We start from the raw sequence: 16,943 nt of genomic DNA, 5'->3' as shown, positions 1-16,943 counted from the left end.
CCTAGACTCGGGGGGTTCGCACCCCGCACGACATGGAGGTAGGCCCGGTGAGCCTGCTCGAGCACATCGAGGGACCCGACGACCTGCGGAGGCTGCGCGCCGACCAGCTGCCGGCCCTCTCCGAGGAGATCCGGCGCTTCCTCGTCGAGGAGGTCTCCCGCACGGGGGGACACCTCGGGCCGAACCTCGGTGTCGTCGAGCTGACGATCGCCCTCCACCGGGTCTTCGACTCGCCGCGCGACACCATCGTGTTCGACACCGGCCACCAGTCCTACGTGCACAAGCTGCTCACCGGCCGTCACGACTTCTCGGGCCTGCGCACCCAGGGCGGTCTGTCGGGGTACCCGAGCCGGGCCGAGTCGGAGCACGACGTCGTCGAGAACTCCCACGCCTCGGCCTCGCTGTCGTGGGCGCACGGCATCGCTGCCGGCCGGGTCGTGCGGGGTGAGCGCCACCGCCACACCGTGGCCGTCATCGGCGACGGCGCCCTGACCGGCGGGATGGCCTGGGAGGCCCTCAACAACATCGCGGCGGAGCCCGACCTGCCGCTCGTCATCGTCGTCAACGACAACGAGCGCTCCTACGCGCCGACCCGCGGCGGGCTCGCCGACCACCTCGCGACGTTGCGCACGACGCGCGGCTACGAACGCTTCCTCGACTGGGGCCGGCACACCCTGGCGCGCACCCCCGTCGTCGGCGGACCGATGTACGAGACGCTCCACGGGGTGAAGAAGGGACTCAAGGACATCGTCGCGCCGCAGGGGCTCTTCGAGGACCTCGGCCTGAAGTACATCGGCCCGGTCGACGGGCACGACGAGCACGCCGTCGAGGCCGCCCTGCGCAAGGCGAGGGCGTTCGGGGGCCCGGTGCTCGTCCACGTCCTGACCCAGAAGGGCCGCGGCTACCACCCCGCGATCACCGACGAGGCCGACCAGTTCCACGCCGTCGGCGTCATCAACCCCGAGACCGGCCTGCCCCTCGAGATCGCCGGACGCAGCTGGACCGACGAGTTCAGCGACGAGATGGTGCGCATCGGGCGCGACCGCGACGACGTCGTCGCCATCACCGCGGCGATGATGATCCCGGTCGGGCTCAGGGACTTCGCCGACCACTACCCCGAGCGCACGTTCGACGTCGGCATCGCCGAGCAGCACGCCCTCACGATGGCGGCGGGCCTGGCCTTCGCCGGCCTGCACCCCGTCGTCGCGGTGTACGCGACGTTCCTCAACCGCGCGTTCGACCAGCTGCTCATGGACTGCGCGCTGCACCGGGCCGGGGTCACCGTCGTCCTCGACCGCTCGGGCATCACCGGCCCCGACGGCGCCTCGCACCACGGCATGTGGGACATGACGATCAGCGGGGTCGTCCCCGGCCTGCACCTCGCCGCCCCGCGCGACGGCCAGCAGGTGGCCCGCGCCGTGCGGGCCGCCGTCGACGTCACCGACGCCCCGACCGTCGTCCGCTTCCCGAAGGGCACGGTCGGCGACCCGGTCGAGACCGTGCGCACGACCGGAACCGTCGACGTCCTCGCCGAGCCCGACGAGGGCGAGGTCGACGTCCTCCTCGTCGGCATCGGCTCGATGGCCACGACGGCCGTCACCGCGGCCGAGAAGCTCGCCGCCGAGGGCGTGCGGGTGCGCGTCGCCGACCCGGTCTGGGCGCTGCCGGTGAGCTCCGACCTCGTCGAGCTGGCCCGGGGCGCCGGGCGGGTGTGCGTCGTCGAGGACAACGTCGTCGTCGGCGGCGTCGGCTCCCACGTCGAGCTCGCGCTGCGCGAGGGCGGGCTCGCAGCCCCGGTCGACCAGTTCGGCATCCCCCCCGAGTTCCTCGACCACGGGTCGCGCGGGCAGGTCCTCGACCGGGTCGGGCTCACGCCGGATGCCGTCGCGAGCCGCCTGCGCGACCGCCTCGCCTGACTCACACCGGCGGCAGTCCGAGCACTTCCCGCACGGCGGCCTCGAGCCGGTCACCGCGGGAGTGGTCCCCGATGTGCCCGGTGAGGAAGGCCATGGCGTACCCCCCGGCCTCGCTCCACCAGCCGAAGCTGCCGCCGAGCCCGCCCATACCGTAGCCGTCGGGGTCGACGACGACGCCGAGGCCCCACTCGCGCTCGTCGCCGAGGACGAGCTCGGGCTCGACGCCGCGCCCACGGCGGAGCTGTCCGAGCAGGTCGGGGCCGAGCAGGCGCCCACCGGCGAGCGCCACGTAGAACCCGGCGACCGCGCGCGCGGTCCCGTGCCCGTTGACGGCCGGCACCTCGGCGCGGCGCCACCACGTCGGGGTCCGTCGCACCGGGCGGGTTCCCGATCGCCCGCTGGTACAGCGGCGACCGGGCGTCCTCGGACCGACGGAACGCGGCGTCGAACCCGGTGAGGTCGGCGACCCGGCCGAGCTCGGCGCGGCCGAGCCCGACGTGGAAGTCGAGGCCGTGCGGGCCGCAGACCTCCTCGTGCAGGAAGCGCCCCACCGACCGGCCGTCGACGGCCCGCACCACCTGAGCGAGCAGGTGCCCGTAGAACAGCGCGGACTCGCCCTGTGCCGTCCCGGGGACCCAGGACGGCTCCGCGCGGGCGAGGAGCGCACCCATGAGGTCCCCGTCGCGAAAGGCCTCCACCGGCGCCGGCTCTGCGAGGGCGACGAGACCGGCCCGGTGCGACAGCACGTCGCGCACCGACGCCCGTGCCCGCAGCTCCGGCCAGTACCGCTGCATCGGGACGTCGAGGTCGACCAGGCCCCGGTCGGCGAGCGTGAGCACGCACACGGCGGCGAAGGGCTTGGTCACCGAGTACGGCATGACGAGCGTGTCGCGCGCCCACGCGCGGGTGTGCGCGGCGTCGGCGGCGCCCCCCCACACGTCGACGACCCACGCCCCGTCGTGCCACACGGCGAGCGAGGCGCCGGTGCCCGGTTGGTCGGCGACGACGTCGGCGAACACCTCGCGAACCCGCGAGAACGCGGCATCCACCGAGCCGTGGACCTGCCCACCCGCTCCGCTGCCGCCCATGACCACGATCCTGCTCAGACGGGGTCGGGCCCGGCCGCCCCGAGGTCGCCGCGCCCGATGTCGGGGTGCACCATCCACACGTTGGGCTCCCAGTACGTCCCGACGTCGTCCTGCCGGTCGATGTGGACGGTGACGAGCCCCTCGGGGAAGACGTAGTCGCCGGTCTCCGGGAACACCAGGCCGGTCCACGACTCCCACTCGGCGACGCTGCCGGTGATCCGCAGCGAGCGCGGCAGGGGCGCCGCCACCCGCGCCCCGAGCCGCTCGTGGACGCGCATCCACGGGTCGAGCAGCTGCCCGTCGTCGCGGCGCCAGCCGATGTAGCGGTGGATGCCGACCATCGGGTAGCGCTCCTTGAGCGAGGGCCGCACCGGGGCGACGAGGTGGGTCAGCCCGTGGCGCGCGGCGAGGGTGCGCATCGCACCGAGGAGCTCGACGGCCAGGCCACGGCGCCGGCCGTCACGCGGTGTCTCCGCGGCGAGCGCGCACAGCGTGTTGACGGGGGCGCCGGCCCGGGAGCGGCGGAACACCTGCTCGATGACGGCGTCGATGCCGTCGGGCAGGCTCTCGTCGGCTCCGTCCCACCAGATCGGCCCGGCGTGGCCCTCCGCGACGACCTCGTCGAGCTCGTCGTCGTGGAGGACGAACTGGAAGTCGGCGAGCTCCTCGTCGAGGTAGCCCCACCACTGGTTGAGCACGTCGCCGTGGAGGTTGTACTCGGGCCACACGGTCGCCGACGGGAGCCCGCGCTCCCAGAGGTCGGGCCGCTCGGCAGCGGTGTGCATGCTCAGGGCCATGGGCCCATCATGGCCCTCGGCGCGGTCGTCGCGCCCGCAGTCGACCGGTGAGGGCGGCATCCGCCTGCTCACGGCGTCGGATCATGCCCCCCGACCCGGTCGTCGCGCCCGCCGTCGGCTGCGGGCCTCAGATGTCGCGGAAGGTCTCGATCGTCGCGCCGAGGGCGTTGAGGCGCTCGGCGAGGTCCTCGTAGCCGCGGTTGATGACGTAGACGTTGCGCAGCACCGAGGTTCCGGGTGCGGCGAGCATCGCGAGGAGGATGACGACCCCCGGGCGCAGGGCCGGCGGGCACATGACCTCGGCGGCGCGCCACTTCGGCGTCGGGCCGGTGATCATGACGCGGTGCGGGTCGAGCAGCTGCACCTGGCCGCCGATCTTGGTCAGCTCGGTGAGGTAGATGGCGCGGTTCTCGTAGACCCAGTCGTGGATCATCGTCGTGCCCTCGGCGCAGGCCGCGATGAGGGCGAAGAACGGCAGGTTGTCGATGTTCAGGCCTGGGAACGGCATCGGGGCGATCTTGTCGACCGGGGCCTTGAGCGGCCCGGGGTGGATCGTCAGGTCGACGAGCCGGGTGTGGCCGTTCTGGGCGCGGTACTCCGGGGTCATGTCGAAGTGCAGGCCCATCTCCTCGAGGGTGGCCAGCTCGATCTCGAGGAACTCGATCGGCACCCGCTCGATGGTGATCGTCGACTCGGTCACGACGGCGGCGGCGATGAGGCTCATCGCCTCGATGGGGTCCTCGGACGGGGAGTACTCGATGTCGACGTCGATGTGCTCGACCCCGGTGACGGTGAGCGTCGTCGAGCCGATGCCCTCGATCGTGACCCCGAGCGCCTGGAGGAAGAAGCACAGGTCCTGGACCATGTAGTTCGGGGAGGCGTTGCGGATGACCGTCGTGCCGGGGTGGCGCGCGGCGGCCATGAGGACGTTCTCGGTCACCGTGTCGCCGCGCTCGGTGAGCACGATGGCGCGCTCGGGCGCCCGCGCCGGGTCGACCCGCGCCTCGTAGAAGCCGTGGGTCGCGGCGACGTCGAGGCCGAACGCCTTGAGTGCGGACAGGTGGGGCTCGATGGTGCGGGTGCCGAGGTCGCAGCCGCCGGCATACGGCAGCTGGAAGTCCGGCAGGTCGTGGAGCAGCGGGCCGAAGAACATGATGACGGTGCGGGTGCGCCGGGCCGCGTCGACGTCGATGCTCGCGAGGTCGAGGCGGGCCGGCGGCACGATCTCGAGGTCGTTGCTGTCGGGGAGCCAGCGCACGCGGACACCGATCGAGGTGAGCACCTCGATGATCCGGTTGACCTCCTCGATGCGGGCCAGGCTGCGCAGCGTCGTGCGCCCCTTGTTGAGCAGGCTCGCGCACAGCAGGGCGACGGCGGCGTTCTTGCTCGTCTTGACCGGGATCGAGCCCGACAGCTTCCTCCCGCCGACGATGCGCAGGTGCTGCGGGCCGCTGTGGCCGAGCGAGACGAACTCGCTGTCGAGCTTCTCGCCGACCCGCGCGAGCATCTCGAGGGAGAGGTTCTGCTTGCCCTGCTCGATACGGGCGACGGCGCTCTGGCTCGTGCCGAGGAGGTCGGCGAGCTCGCTCTGGGTGAGCCCCTGGTGGCGGCGGGCGTCCCGGATGAGGGTGCCGATCCGGGTCAGGTACGTGTCGGAGGTCGTCGTCGTCACCGCGCCATCGTATATCACCTGTGAGATAAGCAGGGATGCCGTGGCCCGCCCGCCGGTGTCGTGCCCGGGGGGCGGGCCGCTCGGCTCGAGCGGGCTCAGGCCGGGACGCTCGCGACGCCCGCAGGCAGCAGGCGGCGGCCGAGGACGCGCTCGGAGACCCCCTCACGGTCCAGGAGCGGGCACAGCCCGCCGTTCCAGGACTGGAACCCGGCGCCGGTGATCATCGCGAGGTCGATGTCCATCGGGGCCTGCACGACGCCCTCGGAGAGCATGAGCCCGACCTCCTCGGCCAGCACGCCGAGGATGCGCTCGCGGGCCTGCTCCACGGTCAGCTCGACCGGGTGCTCGGGCTGCTCGGCCATCGCGAGCACCTCCGGGTCCGGTACGGGGCGCCCGTCCTCCATGCGGTAGTAGCCGCGCTTGCCGGCCTCGACGAGGCGACGCAGGCTCGGCGAGACGTGGAAGCGGTCGCCGAACGCGCGGTGGAGGGTCTGGCTGTTGTGCAGCGCGATCGCCGGCCCGACGAGCCCGAGGAGCACGAACGGCGGCATGGGGGCCAGGCCCGCGACGGCCCGGTCCGCGGTGGCCACGGGGGTGCCCTCGTCGACGATCCGCGAGAACTCACCCATGAAGCGGCCGAGCAGGCGGTTGACGACGAACGAGGCCGAGTCCTTGACCCGGATCGTCGTCTTGCCGAGCGCGCGGCCCGTCGCGAAGGCCGTCGCGAGGGCGGCGTCGTCGGTCGCCTCGCCCGGGACGACCTCGAGCAGCGGCATGACGGCCACCGGGTTGAAGAAGTGGAAGCCGACGACCCGCTCGGGGTGCGCCAGCTCGCTCGCCATCAGCGTGATCGACAGCGACGAGGTGTTCGTCGCGAGCACGCACTCGGGCGAGACGACCGCCTCGACCTCGGCGAAGACCTGCTGCTTGACCGCCATCTCCTCGAAGACGGCCTCGATGACGAAGTCCGCGTCCGCGAAGCCGTCCTTGCTCGTCGACCCGCTGACGAGCCCGGTGAGGAACGCCGCCTTGTCCGGGGACAGGCGCCGCTTCTCGAGGAGCCCCCGGATCTCGGCGTGCACCCAGCCGACGCCCTTGGCCACGCGGTCCTCGTCGAGGTCGGTCATGACGACGGGCACGCCGAGGCGGCGGGCGAAGAGCAGCGCGAGCTGACTGGCCATGAGCCCGGCACCGACGATCCCGACCTTCGTCACCGGCCGGGCGAGCGCCTTGTCCGGCGCCCCGGCGGGCCGCTTGGCGCGCTTCTGGACGAGGTCGAAGGCGTAGAGCCCGGCCCGCAGCTCGTCGCTCATGACGAGGTCGCCCAGCGCCTCGTCCTCGGCGGCGAACGCCTCCTCGCGGGTGGCCGTGCGGGCGGCACGCACGAGCTGGACGGCGCGCAGCGCCCCGGGTGCGCGACCCGCGGTCTTGGCGAGGACGACCTTGCGCGCGGCGTCGCACGCGGCCTCCCAGGCGGCGGCATCCCGGTCGACCTCCCGGCGCTGCACGGTCACGGCGCCGGTCAGCACACCGGCGGCCCAGCGCAGCGAGTCCTCGATGAAGTCGGCGGGCTCGAGGAGCACGTCGGCGATGCCGAGGGCGGCGACCTCCTTGGCCTTGAGCATCCGGTTCTGCGACAGCGGGTTCTCGATGATGACCGTGAGCGCATCGGCCGGGCCGACGAGGTTCGGCAGGAGGTAGCAGCCGCCCCAGCCCGGGAGGAGGCCGAGGAAGGTCTCGGGGAGCGCGAAGGCGGGAACGCCCGCGGAGACCGTGCGATGGTCGCACGCGAGGGCGATCTCGACGCCGCCGCCCATCGCCATGCCGTTGACGAAGGCGAAGGTCGGCACCGGCAGGTCCATGATCGACGCGAACGCCCCGTGTCCGGCCCGCGCCGTGGCGAGCGCCTGCTCCCGCTCGGTGACGTGCGGCAGGCCCGAGAGGTCGGCCCCCACGGCGAAGCTGAACGGCTTGCCGGTGATGCCGACGGCCTGGATCTCGCCGGCCTCGGCCCGCACGCGCAGCCCGTCGACGGTGGCCTGCAGCCCGGCGATCGTCTGCGGGCCGAAGGTGTTGGGGCGGGTGTGGTCGAGCCCGTTGTCGAGGGTGACGAGGGCGAGGATGCCGGCGCCGCCGGGGAGCGTGACGTCCTGCACCGGGGTGCGGGTCACGACCTCGGCCGGCATGCCGGCGGCGACGGGTGTCTGGGGGGTCTGGGTGGTGGTCGTCATGGTTCAGGCCTCCGAGCCGTCGGTGCCGGTGTGGTCGCTGCCGTGATCCGCGTGGTGGCGGTCGTCCGGCGGGTCCATGGGGGACACAGCCCCCCATGCGGGGTTCTCCCAGATGACGCAGCCGCCCATGCCGATGCCGATGCACATCGCGGTGAGGCCGTAGCGCACCTCGGGGTGCTCCTCGAAGTGGTGGGCCAGCTGGGTCATGAGCCGCACGCCGGAAGAGGCCAACGGGTGGCCGACCGCGATCGCGCCGCCCCACGGGTTGACCCGCTCGTCGTCGTCGGCGATGCCGAAGTGGTCGAGGAAGGCGATGACCTGCACGGCGAACGCCTCGTTGAGCTCGAAGAGCCCGATGTCGTCGATCGTCAGGCCGGCCTTGCGCAAGGCCTTCTCGGCCGCGGGGACCGGGCCGATGCCCATGACCTCCGGCTCGACGCCGACGAAGGCGTGGGAGACCAGCCGCATCCGCACGGGGAGGCCGAGCTCGGCGGCGGCCGCCTCGGAGGCGAGGAGGCACGCGGTGGCGCCGTCGTTGAGCCCGGCGGCGTTGCCCGCGGTGACGTTGCCGTGCGGGCGGAAGGGCGTCTTCAGACCGGCGAGCTCCTCGAGCGTCGTGCCGGGGCGGGGCGGCTCGTCGGCGGTCGCGAGGCCCCAGCCCTTCTCGACGTGCCGGGTCGCGACGGGTACGAGGTCGGGCTGGACCTTCCCGGCCGCGTAGGCCGCGGCCAGCTTGCGCTGGCTGTTCACGGCGTACGCGTCGCAGCGTTCCTTCGTGAGGTGCGGGTAGCGGTCGTGGAGGTTCTCGGCCGTCTTGCCCATGACGAGGGCCGACTCGTCGACGACCCGTTCGCCGATGATCCGGGGGTTCGGGTCGATGCCCTCACCCATCGGGTGGCGGCCCATGTGCTCGACCCCGCCCGCGATGGCGACGTCGATCGCGCCGACGCCGATCGAGGAGGCGACGTTGGTCACCGCGGTCATCGCCCCGGCGCACATCCGGTCGATCGAGTAGCCGGGCGTCGACGTCGGCAGGCCCGACAGCAGCCCGGCGAGCCGCCCGAGGGTCAGCCCCTGGTCGCCGATCTGCGTCGTCGCCGCGAGCGCGACCTCCTCGACGCGCTCCTTCGGCAGCTCGGGGTGGCGGCGCAGCAGCTCGCGGACGCACTTGATGACGAGGTCGTCGGCGCGGGTCTGGGCGTACATGCCCTTCTCGCCGGCCTTGCCGAAGGGGGTGCGGACGCCGTCGACGAAGACGACCTCCTGGAGGGTACGGGGCACGGCGGTGGCCTCCTGGTCACGACGGGCGGACCGGCCCGGGACCCCGGGCACGGCTCCGCCAGCGTACTAAGCGAGCGCTTAGCGAGGCTGGCGTCGCGGGGGTGAGAGACGTCACGCCGGGCGGGGGCAGCGCGACGGGGTGGTCAGGGGTCGGGGAACTGCGTGAAGGCGGTGACGAGCATCGGTGCCACGACTTCCGCCTGCCAGGGGCGCACCCCCTGGTCGAGCAGGGCCCGGCTGAAGGCGGCTTCGTCGGGCTCGGACGGGGGCTGCCACACGACCCGGCGCAGCGGGTCGGGGGAGCAGACGTTCTCGACGGGGATGACGCGGTCCTGGGCGAAGGCGGTGAGCGCGGCCCGGGTCGCGCCGAGCCGGTCGGCCGCGAGGGGGTTCTTCTCGGCCCAGACCCGCGGCGGCGGCGGCCCGTCGGAGGGAAGGGTGCGCGGGGGGAGGTCCTGCTCGGGGATCGCGAGGGCCTGACGCACGGCCGCGACCCACTGCCGGCCGTACCGGCCGATGGCCCGGTGCCCGCCCGGCAGCTCGGCCGTCGTGCGCGGCGCCGCCCGGGCGATCTCGACGAGCGCGGCATCCGGGAGCACCCGTCCGACGGAGGTGTCGCGCTCGCGGGCGATGTCGTCGCGGGCGTACCAGAGCTCGCGCACGATGCCGACCGCGCGGCGCGAGCGCAGGGTGTTCAGGCCGGACGTGCGCCGCCACGGGTCGACCCGCTCGGTGGGGGCCCACTCGAGCAGGGCGGCGAACTCCTGGCGGGCCCACTCGGCCTTGCCCTGCGCGGCGAGGTCCACGCCCATGAGGTTGCGCAGCTCGCTGAGCACCTCGACGTCGAGCGCGGCATAGCGCAGCCACGGCTCGGGCAGCGGGCGGGTGGACCAGTCGACCGCCGAGTGCTCCTTGGCCAGGCTCAGCCCGAGGTAGTGCTCGACGACCGCGGCCAGCCCGACCCGGTGCAGCCCGAGGATCCGGCCGGCGAGCTCGGTGTCGAAGAGCTGGCGGGGCCGCAGCCCCACCTCCGCGAGGCACGCAAGGTCCTGCGTCGCCGCGTGGAGGATCCACTCCGCAGCGCCGATGGCGTCGTCGAGCGGGGTGAGGTCCGGGCAGGCCATCGGGTCGATGAGCCAGGTGCCCGCACCCTCGCGGCGCACCTGGACGAGGTAGGCCCGCTGGCCGTACCGGTAGCCGGACGCACGCTCGGCGTCGATCGCGACCGGCCCCTCGCCGGCCGCGACGGCCGCGGACGCCCGGGCCAGCCCTCGCTCGGTCTCGACGACGCGGGGGACCCCTTCGGACGGCTCGTGGAGGGGCACGAGGGTCGCGGCGTCGTCCGGGGCGTCGGCGGCTGCCGTCTCGGAGCTCATCTCAGCGGCGCGGTCCGGGGAGGGCGACGACACCCTCGGGCAGCGGGGGGAGGCCGGCGATCGTGCACAGCAGGTCGGCCCAGGCGAGGAGGTGTTCGCCGACCTCGGACCCGAGCGGCGTCCACGACGCGCGCACCTCCATCTCGACGCTCGCCGGGCGGTCCGCGAGCCCACCGAAGCTCTGCGAGACGACCCGGGTCACCGTGCCGGCCTCGGCGGCGTAGTCGACGCCACGCGCCTCGAGGGCGTCGACGAGCCAGCTCCAGCCGACCTCGCCGAGCAGCGGGTCGGTGGCCAGTTCGGGCTCGAGCTCGGCGCGCGCGAACGTCACGGCGCGCCACTGGCCGCCCCACGGCTCGGGCGCGCTCGGGTCGTGGAGCAGGACGAACCGGCCGGAGGCCAGGTCGTCGTCGGGGTCGCGGGGGTCGATGACGTCGGCGGTGAGGGCGACGGCGTACGGGGCGATCCGCTGGGGGGCCGGGACCTCGGTGAGCCGGATCTCCGAGCGCAGGCGGGCACGGTGGAGCTGCTCGAGGGCGCTGGCGAACTCGGGCGACTCGCGACCGGTCACGGTGCGGCTGGACACCCAAGCAATGTATGCCGTCCGGGGCGCCACGGGTGGAGGGCACGCCGGGGCGGCGCCCGGCGTGGCTAGGCTTCGGCGGTGCTGAGCATCCTCGCCCTCGGGTCCTCCCTGGCCTGGGGCACCTCCGACTTCTTCGCGGGACTCGCCTCCCGACGGCATCCGGCGGTCGCCGTCGTGGGCTGGACCCAGGCCCTCGCGCTCCTCGTCATCTCGGTCGTCGTCGCGCTCCGGTGGGACACCGTGACGTGGGAGGGCTGGCCGGTGTGGGCCCTGGCCGCGGGGCTGTCGGGCATGACCGGCCTCATCTGCTTCTACTCCGCCCTGTCGGCGGGGACGATGGGCGTCGTCGCGCCGATCGCCGCGCTCGGCGTCGTCGTCCCCGTCGTGCTCGGTGTCGCGAGCGGTGAGGAGCCCTCGCCGTGGGCGTGGGTCGGCATGCTCGTCGCGGTCGTCGGGGTCACCCTCGCCTCCGGGCCCGAGCTGAGCGGGGACGTCTCGGCCCGCCCGGTCGTGCTCGCCGGGTTCGCGGCCGTGGGCTTCGGTCTCGCCCTGTTCTGCCTCGACCGGGGCGCGCGCGTCTCGACCCTGTTCACCCTGTGGGGCATGCGGGTCACCTCGGTCGCCATCCTCGTCGTGCTCGCCCTCGCACTGCGCACCGCGGGCGGGATCAGGCTCCGCGAGACGCCGGCGCTCCTCGCGATCGGCTGCGGCGACCTCGTCGCGAACGCGATGTTCGCCGTCGCGTCCTCGCGCGGCCAGGTGAGCGTCGCCTCGGTGCTCGGCTCCCTCTACCCCGTCGTGACGACGATCTGGGCCAGGCTCCTCCTCGACGAACGGCTCCGGAGGGTGCAGCAGGTCGGGGTGGTCCTCGCCGTCGGCGGCGCGGCGGTCACGGCCCTGTAGGCCGGGCTTCGGCGGTGCGTCAGGCAGGTCGGGGGCCCTGGGGCCCAACCTGCCGGACGCAGGGATGGGAGGATGTCGCGTCGTGACGACCCCCGACACCACCCAGCCCGCGCCGGCCCGAACGACGGTCCCCGGAGACGCCGTGCGCCGCGCCACCGCGGCATCCCCCGTCGTGCGCGCCGCGCGCCGGCAGGACGTGCCGCACACGCCCGTGTGGTTCATGCGCCAAGCCGGCCGCTCCCTTCCCGAGTACCGCCGGGTGCGCGAGGGCGTCGGGATGCTCGAGTCGTGCCGGCGGCCGGACCTCGTCACCGAGATCACCCTCCAGCCGGTGCGCCGCCACGGTGTCGACGCCGCCATCTTCTTCTCCGACATCGTCGTGCCGCTGGCGGCGATCGGGGTGGACCTCGACATCGTCGCGGGGGTCGGGCCGGTCGTCGCGCGGCCGATCCGCTCGCGAGCCGATCTGGCCCAGCTGCGCGACCTCACTCCCGACGACGTCCCCGACATCACCGAGTCCGTGGGCCTGCTCACCGCCGAGCTCGGTGCGACGCCGCTCATCGGCTTCGCGGGGGCGCCGTTCACCCTCGCCTCCTACCTCGTCGAGGGCGGGCCGTCGCGCAACCACGAGCACACCAAGGCGCTCATGCACGGCGACCCGGCGCTCTGGCACGACCTGTGCGCCCAGCTCGCGCAGATCTCGGGCGCCTTCCTGAGGGTGCAGGCCGAGGCGGGGGCGTCCGTCGTGCAGCTCTTCGACTCGTGGGCGGGCGTGCTGAGCCGCGCCGACTACACGGCATCCGTCCGGTCGCACTCCACGGCCGCACTCGCCGCCGTCTCGGACCTCGACGTGCCCCGCATCCACTTCGGGGTCGGCACCGGCGAGCTGCTCGCGCTCATGGGTGAGGTGGGGGCGGAGGTCGTCGGCGTCGACTACCGCGTCTCGCTCACCGACGCCCTCGAGCGACTCGGGGGCCGCTACGCCGTCCAGGGCAACCTCGACCCCGCGCTGCTCTTCGCGCCGTGGGAGCCGCTCGAGCGCCGGGTCCGCGCGATCGTCGACGAGGGCCGCGCCGCGCCCGGTCACATCTTCAACCTCGGTCACGGGGTGCTGCCCGACACCGATCCCGACGTTCTGACCCGGGTCGTCGAGCTCGTGCACGAGGCCTCCGCGCGGTGACCGCCACGCCGTCGCGCTCGGGCGCGGCGGGACCGGCCCCGGTCAGGCCGGGGGTGGCTGCAGGGCCGTCGGGCCGGCCGGCGGGGTGCGTGGGGCCCGACGCCGCACCCAGATCCCGAGCGGCACGAGCACGAGGGCGAGGGCGACCGCGAACGGGAGCACGGCGCCGAGGCCGGTGAGGAGCACGCCCACCGACGTCGTGAAGGCCGTCCACCCGGCGCTCAGGCCCGCGAGGAACCCGGTGTCGTCGCCCGGCTCCTCGAGGACGTCGGCGTCGGTGCTGAGGCGCACCTCGACGGGGGAGAGGGCCACGGCGTCGTCGAGGGCCGCGAGCTGGGTCTGCAGGGCCTCGAGGTCCGCCTGCCGGCGGGACAGCTCGGCCTCGAGGGTGACGACGTCACCGAGCTTCGTCGCCCGGGTCATGAGGGCGCGCACCCGGTCCACGCTCGCCTGCATGGTCTTGACGCGGGACTCGGTGTCGACGTACTGCGCCGTGACGTCCTCGGTCGAGGTGTTGCGCGAGTGGACCTCGCCGAGCTCCGAGAGCCGGTCGAGGGTCGTGTCGAGCGCCGCGGTGGGGACCGAGATCGTGATCGTGCTGAAGCCGCCGGTGCCGGGGAGGTCGGGCTCGCTCGAGATGGCCTCCGCCAGCACGATGCCGTCGGCGGTGGCCGCGATCGCGCGCACCCGGGTGGCCGCGGCGTCGACGTCGGTCACCGTGAGCGAGATGTCGGCGCGGCGGGCGAGCTTGCGGTCGGCGACGGCCGAGGCGACGGCGGAGGCATCGGTGCCCTCGGCGGCGGCGCCGGCGGGTAGCTTCTCGGCCTCCTCGGCCACCGCGCCGCCGGAGGTGTCACCGGCCTCGGCCCGGGACTGCGAGGCCGCGGCCTCCGGGGCGGAGTCCGAGGCGGCATCCGGGGCGGAGTCCGAGGCGGAGTCGGACCCACCCCCGATGCCGCAGCCGCCGAGGGCGGTGACCCCGACGGCGAGGGCGAGGCCGGCGGCGGTGGCGAGCCGGTGGACGGGGCGGACCGGTGTGCGCATCGTGACTCCTTCGTCGTGGGGGTGCTGGCGGTGTGGCGCCCGGCGCCTCGCGCGGGTTCCCGGCTGCGGGTCTCGATCAGGTCACGACCGTCGGCTCGGACGTCGGGACGCCGTCGCCATCCACCCGGCGTCGCGACTGCTCCTCCCGACGATGGACCCACCGGGGTCGGGGCCGGGGCTGCGGTCGGGGCCGGGGCCGGCCGGCGGACACGTCCGGGCCGCGTGAGAGGCTGGGCGCATGTCCGCCCAGGCCGTGAGCACCAGGCCGGCCGTCGTCGTCGTGGGGGGCGGCATCGCCGGTCTCACCGCGGCCCTCGAGGTGCTCGACGCCCTCCCCGCGGCGCACGTCACCGTGCTCGAGGGGTCCGACGACGTCGGCGGCAAGCTGCGCCTCGCGCCCGTCGCCGGACACCTCGTCGACGTCGGCGCCGAGTCGGTGCTCGCGGTGCGCCCCGAGGCCACCGACCTCGTGGCGCGCGTCGGTGCCGCGCGCGACCTCGTCAGCCCGGCGACGACCGCGGCCTCGGTGTGGAGCCGGGGTGCCCTGCGCCCGCTGCCCCGCGCGACCCTCATGGGGGTCCCGACCGACCCCGACGCGGCCCGCAGCGTGCTCACCGACGCCGAGGTCGAGCGGCTGCGGTCCGAGCGCCCGTGGCCGGCAGGGGCGCTCGCCGACGACGTCTCGGTCGGGGACTACGTGGGCACCCGGCTCGGCCGCGCGGTCGTCGACCGGCTCGTCGAGCCCCTCCTCGGCGGTGTGTACGCCGGCCACGCGGCCCGGCTGTCGCTGCGCGCCACGATGCCGGTGCTGTGGGAGCGGGCGACGTGCGGCTCGAGCCTCCTGACCCCCCTCGGCGCCGGCCCGGCACGCGCGACCGGTGTCACGGCATCCGACAGCCACGCACCGGCGGATGCCGTGGCGCGGCCGCCGTTCGCCGGCCTGCGCGGCGGCGTCGGCCGGCTGCCCGGGCTCGTCGCGGACGAGCTGCGGGCGCGCGGGGCCACGGTGCGCACCGGTGCCATGGTGCGGCGCCTCGACCGGGCCGACGGGCGGTGGCGGCTCGTCGTCGGCTCGGCCGCCTCGCCCGAGGTGCTCACCGCCGACGCCGTCGTCGTGTGCGTGCCGCCCGCCCCGGCCTCCCGCCTGCTCGCCGACCACGCCCCGCGGGCCGCGGCCCTGCTCGGCGGCGTCGAGACCGCGTCGACGGCCGTCGTGACCCTCGCCGTCGAGCGCGCCGGCCTCGAGGAGGTGACCGGCTCGGGATTCCTCGTGCCGCCGGTCGAGGGCCGCACCATCAAGGCGAGCACGTTCAGCTTCCGCAAGTGGGCCTGGACCGGTGCGGCGTCCGAGCAGGTCGTGCACCTTCGGGCCTCGCTCGGGCGGGCCCGCGAGGAGGCCGTCCTCCAGCGCGATGACGCCGACCTCGTCGCCGTCTCGGTCGCCGAGGTCGGCGCGGCCCTCGGCCGACCGCTGCCCCGCGTCGTCGACGCGCACGTCCAGCGCTGGGGCGGGGGCCTGCCCCAGTACGCCGTCGGCCACGTCGACGTCGTCGCGTCGGTGCGCGCCGACGTCGCCCGCGTCCCGGGGCTCGAGGTGGCCGGCGCCGCGTACGACGGGGTCGGCATCCCGGCCGTCGTCGCCTCGGCCACCCGGGCGGCCCGGGCCACCGTCGAGCACCTGGGCACCCTGACCACCATCGCGTCCCCCCGAGGAGAGCACCCCGCATGAGCGAGCCCACCCGTCCTACCCCCGCGAAGCCCGGTGCCGCCCGGATCCGCGAGATCAACGACACGATCCGCTACGCCATGTGGTCGGTGTTCGCGCTCGCGGAGCCGATCGGCGACGAGGACCGCGATGCCCTCGCTCACGAGGTCGAGGAGCTGTTCACCGACCTCGCCGAGCGGGACGTCGTCGTGCGCGGCACGTACGACGTCGCCGGGTTGCGGGCCGACGCCGACGTCATGGTGTGGTGGCACGCCGAGACGATCGAGGCGCTCCAGGAGGCCTACCACGGGTTCCTGCGCACCGCCTACGGCGAGCACCTCGACCCCGTGTGGTCGGTCGCCGCCCTGCACCGACCCGCGGAGTTCAACAAGAGCCACATCCCCGCGTTCATGGCCGACGAGGAGGCGCGCGACTACGTGTGCGTCTACCCGTTCGTCCGCTCCTACGACTGGTACCTCCTCGACGACACCGAGCGGCGCGACATGCTCGTCGAGCACGGACAGATGGCGCGCGAGTACCCCGACGTGCGGGCCAACACGATCGCGTCGTTCGCGCTCGGCGACTACGAGTGGATCCTCGCGTTCGAGGCCGACGAGCTGCACCGCATCGTCGACCTCATGCGCGAGCTGCGGGCCTCGCGCGCGCGGATGCACGTGCGCGAGGAGGTGCCCTTCTACACCGGGCCCCGCGTGCCGGTGCGGACCCTCGTGCACCGCCAGCGCTGACCCACCCGCGCCCCGACTTCTCCGCCCCATGAGGGAAGGCCGCGGTCCGCACGGGTTGATACGTCCCGCGGACCTCGCGTTTCCCGTGCCCAGCCGAGCGCGCATCCTGGATGCCGTGCTGGCGTCGCTCAGGCCGTGGCGGCCAGGGCTCGGCGCACCGCGGCGACGACCGCACCCGGGCGCTCGAGGTCGGCCCGACCGGACGAGCCGCCCGAGCACGAGCGGGCTGACCCCGAGGCTCCGCGCCTGGGCCGAGGTCAGCATCCCGTGCTGCGCGGACGCTCGGGCCAGGAGCGCGGGGTCGACCGTGGTGTCCATGCCCCCACGGTGACCCGGATCGGGGAACCGGGATGCCGTGGTGAGCGGGCTGTGGAGGGCGGGCCGACGGCATCCGGCCTGTGGACGACGGGGGGCGCGC

12 protein-coding genes and 2 pseudogenes are annotated in these 16,943 nt (G+C 74.5%); 5 read left to right on the top strand and 9 right to left on the bottom strand.

Going from position 1 to position 16,943, the window contains the following annotated elements:
• Positions 1–47: 47 nt before the first annotated feature.
• Positions 48–1,916 carry a 1-deoxy-D-xylulose-5-phosphate synthase gene (gene dxs / locus ABD899_RS09845; RefSeq protein WP_345205197.1) on the top strand — a complete coding sequence of 623 codons (1,869 nt, stop codon included), beginning with the start codon at positions 48–50 and terminating at the stop codon, positions 1,914–1,916.
• 1 nt (position 1,917) lies between these two features.
• Here dxs and ABD899_RS18925 read toward each other — a convergent pair.
• From ABD899_RS18925 to ABD899_RS09810, 8 genes and pseudogenes are all read right to left on the bottom strand, one after another.
• Positions 1,918–2,316 (bottom strand): annotated as a pseudogene (locus ABD899_RS18925) (serine hydrolase); the annotation flags it as partial.
• 37 nt (positions 2,317–2,353) lie between these two features.
• Positions 2,354–3,004: pseudogene (locus ABD899_RS18920) on the bottom strand (serine hydrolase domain-containing protein); the annotation flags it as partial.
• Positions 3,005–3,018: 14 nt separating this feature from the next.
• A complete protein-coding gene (locus ABD899_RS09835; protein ID WP_345205192.1) occupies positions 3,019–3,801 on the bottom strand; it encodes a hypothetical protein in 783 nt (260 codons plus the stop codon).
• Positions 3,802–3,928: 127 nt separating this feature from the next.
• The gene (locus ABD899_RS09830) at positions 3,929–5,473 is read right to left on the bottom strand and encodes a helix-turn-helix domain-containing protein (protein ID WP_345205190.1); all 1,545 of its coding nucleotides are present in this window, start codon (positions 5,471–5,473) and stop codon (positions 3,929–3,931) included.
• A gap of 95 nt (positions 5,474–5,568) precedes the next feature.
• A complete protein-coding gene (locus tag ABD899_RS09825) occupies positions 5,569–7,704 on the bottom strand; it encodes a 3-hydroxyacyl-CoA dehydrogenase NAD-binding domain-containing protein (RefSeq protein WP_345205188.1) in 2,136 nt (711 codons plus the stop codon).
• A gap of 3 nt (positions 7,705–7,707) precedes the next feature.
• Positions 7,708–8,985 (bottom strand): thiolase family protein, encoded by a 1,278-nt coding sequence (locus tag ABD899_RS09820; protein ID WP_345205736.1) that lies wholly within the window; start codon positions 8,983–8,985, stop codon positions 7,708–7,710.
• Between the two features lie 143 nt (positions 8,986–9,128).
• Positions 9,129–10,361 (bottom strand): HRDC domain-containing protein, encoded by a 1,233-nt coding sequence (locus tag ABD899_RS09815; RefSeq protein WP_345205186.1) that lies wholly within the window; start codon positions 10,359–10,361, stop codon positions 9,129–9,131.
• Position 10,362: 1 nt separating this feature from the next.
• Complete coding sequence (locus ABD899_RS09810) at positions 10,363–10,947, bottom strand: DUF3000 domain-containing protein (protein ID WP_345205184.1); 585 nt, start codon at positions 10,945–10,947, stop codon at positions 10,363–10,365.
• Between the two features lie 78 nt (positions 10,948–11,025).
• Between ABD899_RS09810 and ABD899_RS09805 the strand changes: the two genes are divergently transcribed.
• Positions 11,026–11,850, top strand: a complete 825-nt coding sequence (locus tag ABD899_RS09805) for an EamA family transporter (RefSeq protein WP_345205182.1) — start codon at positions 11,026–11,028, stop codon at positions 11,848–11,850.
• A 64-nt stretch (positions 11,851–11,914) separates the two neighbouring features.
• Positions 11,915–13,030 (top strand): uroporphyrinogen decarboxylase, encoded by a 1,116-nt coding sequence (gene hemE / locus ABD899_RS09800; RefSeq protein WP_425474957.1) that lies wholly within the window; start codon positions 11,915–11,917, stop codon positions 13,028–13,030.
• A gap of 42 nt (positions 13,031–13,072) precedes the next feature.
• Here hemE and ABD899_RS09795 read toward each other — a convergent pair whose 3' ends face one another.
• Positions 13,073–14,074: a DUF4349 domain-containing protein gene (locus ABD899_RS09795; RefSeq protein WP_345205181.1), complete on the bottom strand. Its 1,002-nt coding sequence runs from the start codon at positions 14,072–14,074 to the stop codon at positions 13,073–13,075.
• A 238-nt stretch (positions 14,075–14,312) separates the two neighbouring features.
• On the opposite strand from ABD899_RS09795, the gene hemG reads away from it, so the two are divergent.
• Both hemG and hemQ read left to right on the top strand, forming a co-directional pair.
• Complete coding sequence (gene hemG, locus ABD899_RS09790; protein WP_345205179.1) at positions 14,313–15,803, top strand: protoporphyrinogen oxidase; 1,491 nt, start codon at positions 14,313–14,315, stop codon at positions 15,801–15,803.
• A complete protein-coding gene (gene hemQ, locus ABD899_RS09785; RefSeq protein ID WP_345205176.1) occupies positions 15,800–16,525 on the top strand; it encodes a hydrogen peroxide-dependent heme synthase in 726 nt (241 codons plus the stop codon). Before hemG ends, hemQ begins: the two co-directional genes overlap by 4 nt.
• Positions 16,526–16,943 lie beyond the last annotated feature (418 nt).

This window comes from Fodinibacter luteus (assembly GCF_039541575.1).
In the GTDB taxonomy this organism is placed as follows: Bacteria; Actinomycetota; Actinomycetes; order Actinomycetales; family Dermatophilaceae; genus Fodinibacter; species Fodinibacter luteus.
Note: the sequence above shows the minus strand (reverse complement) of the source record. Positions and strands in the feature narration are given on the sequence as shown.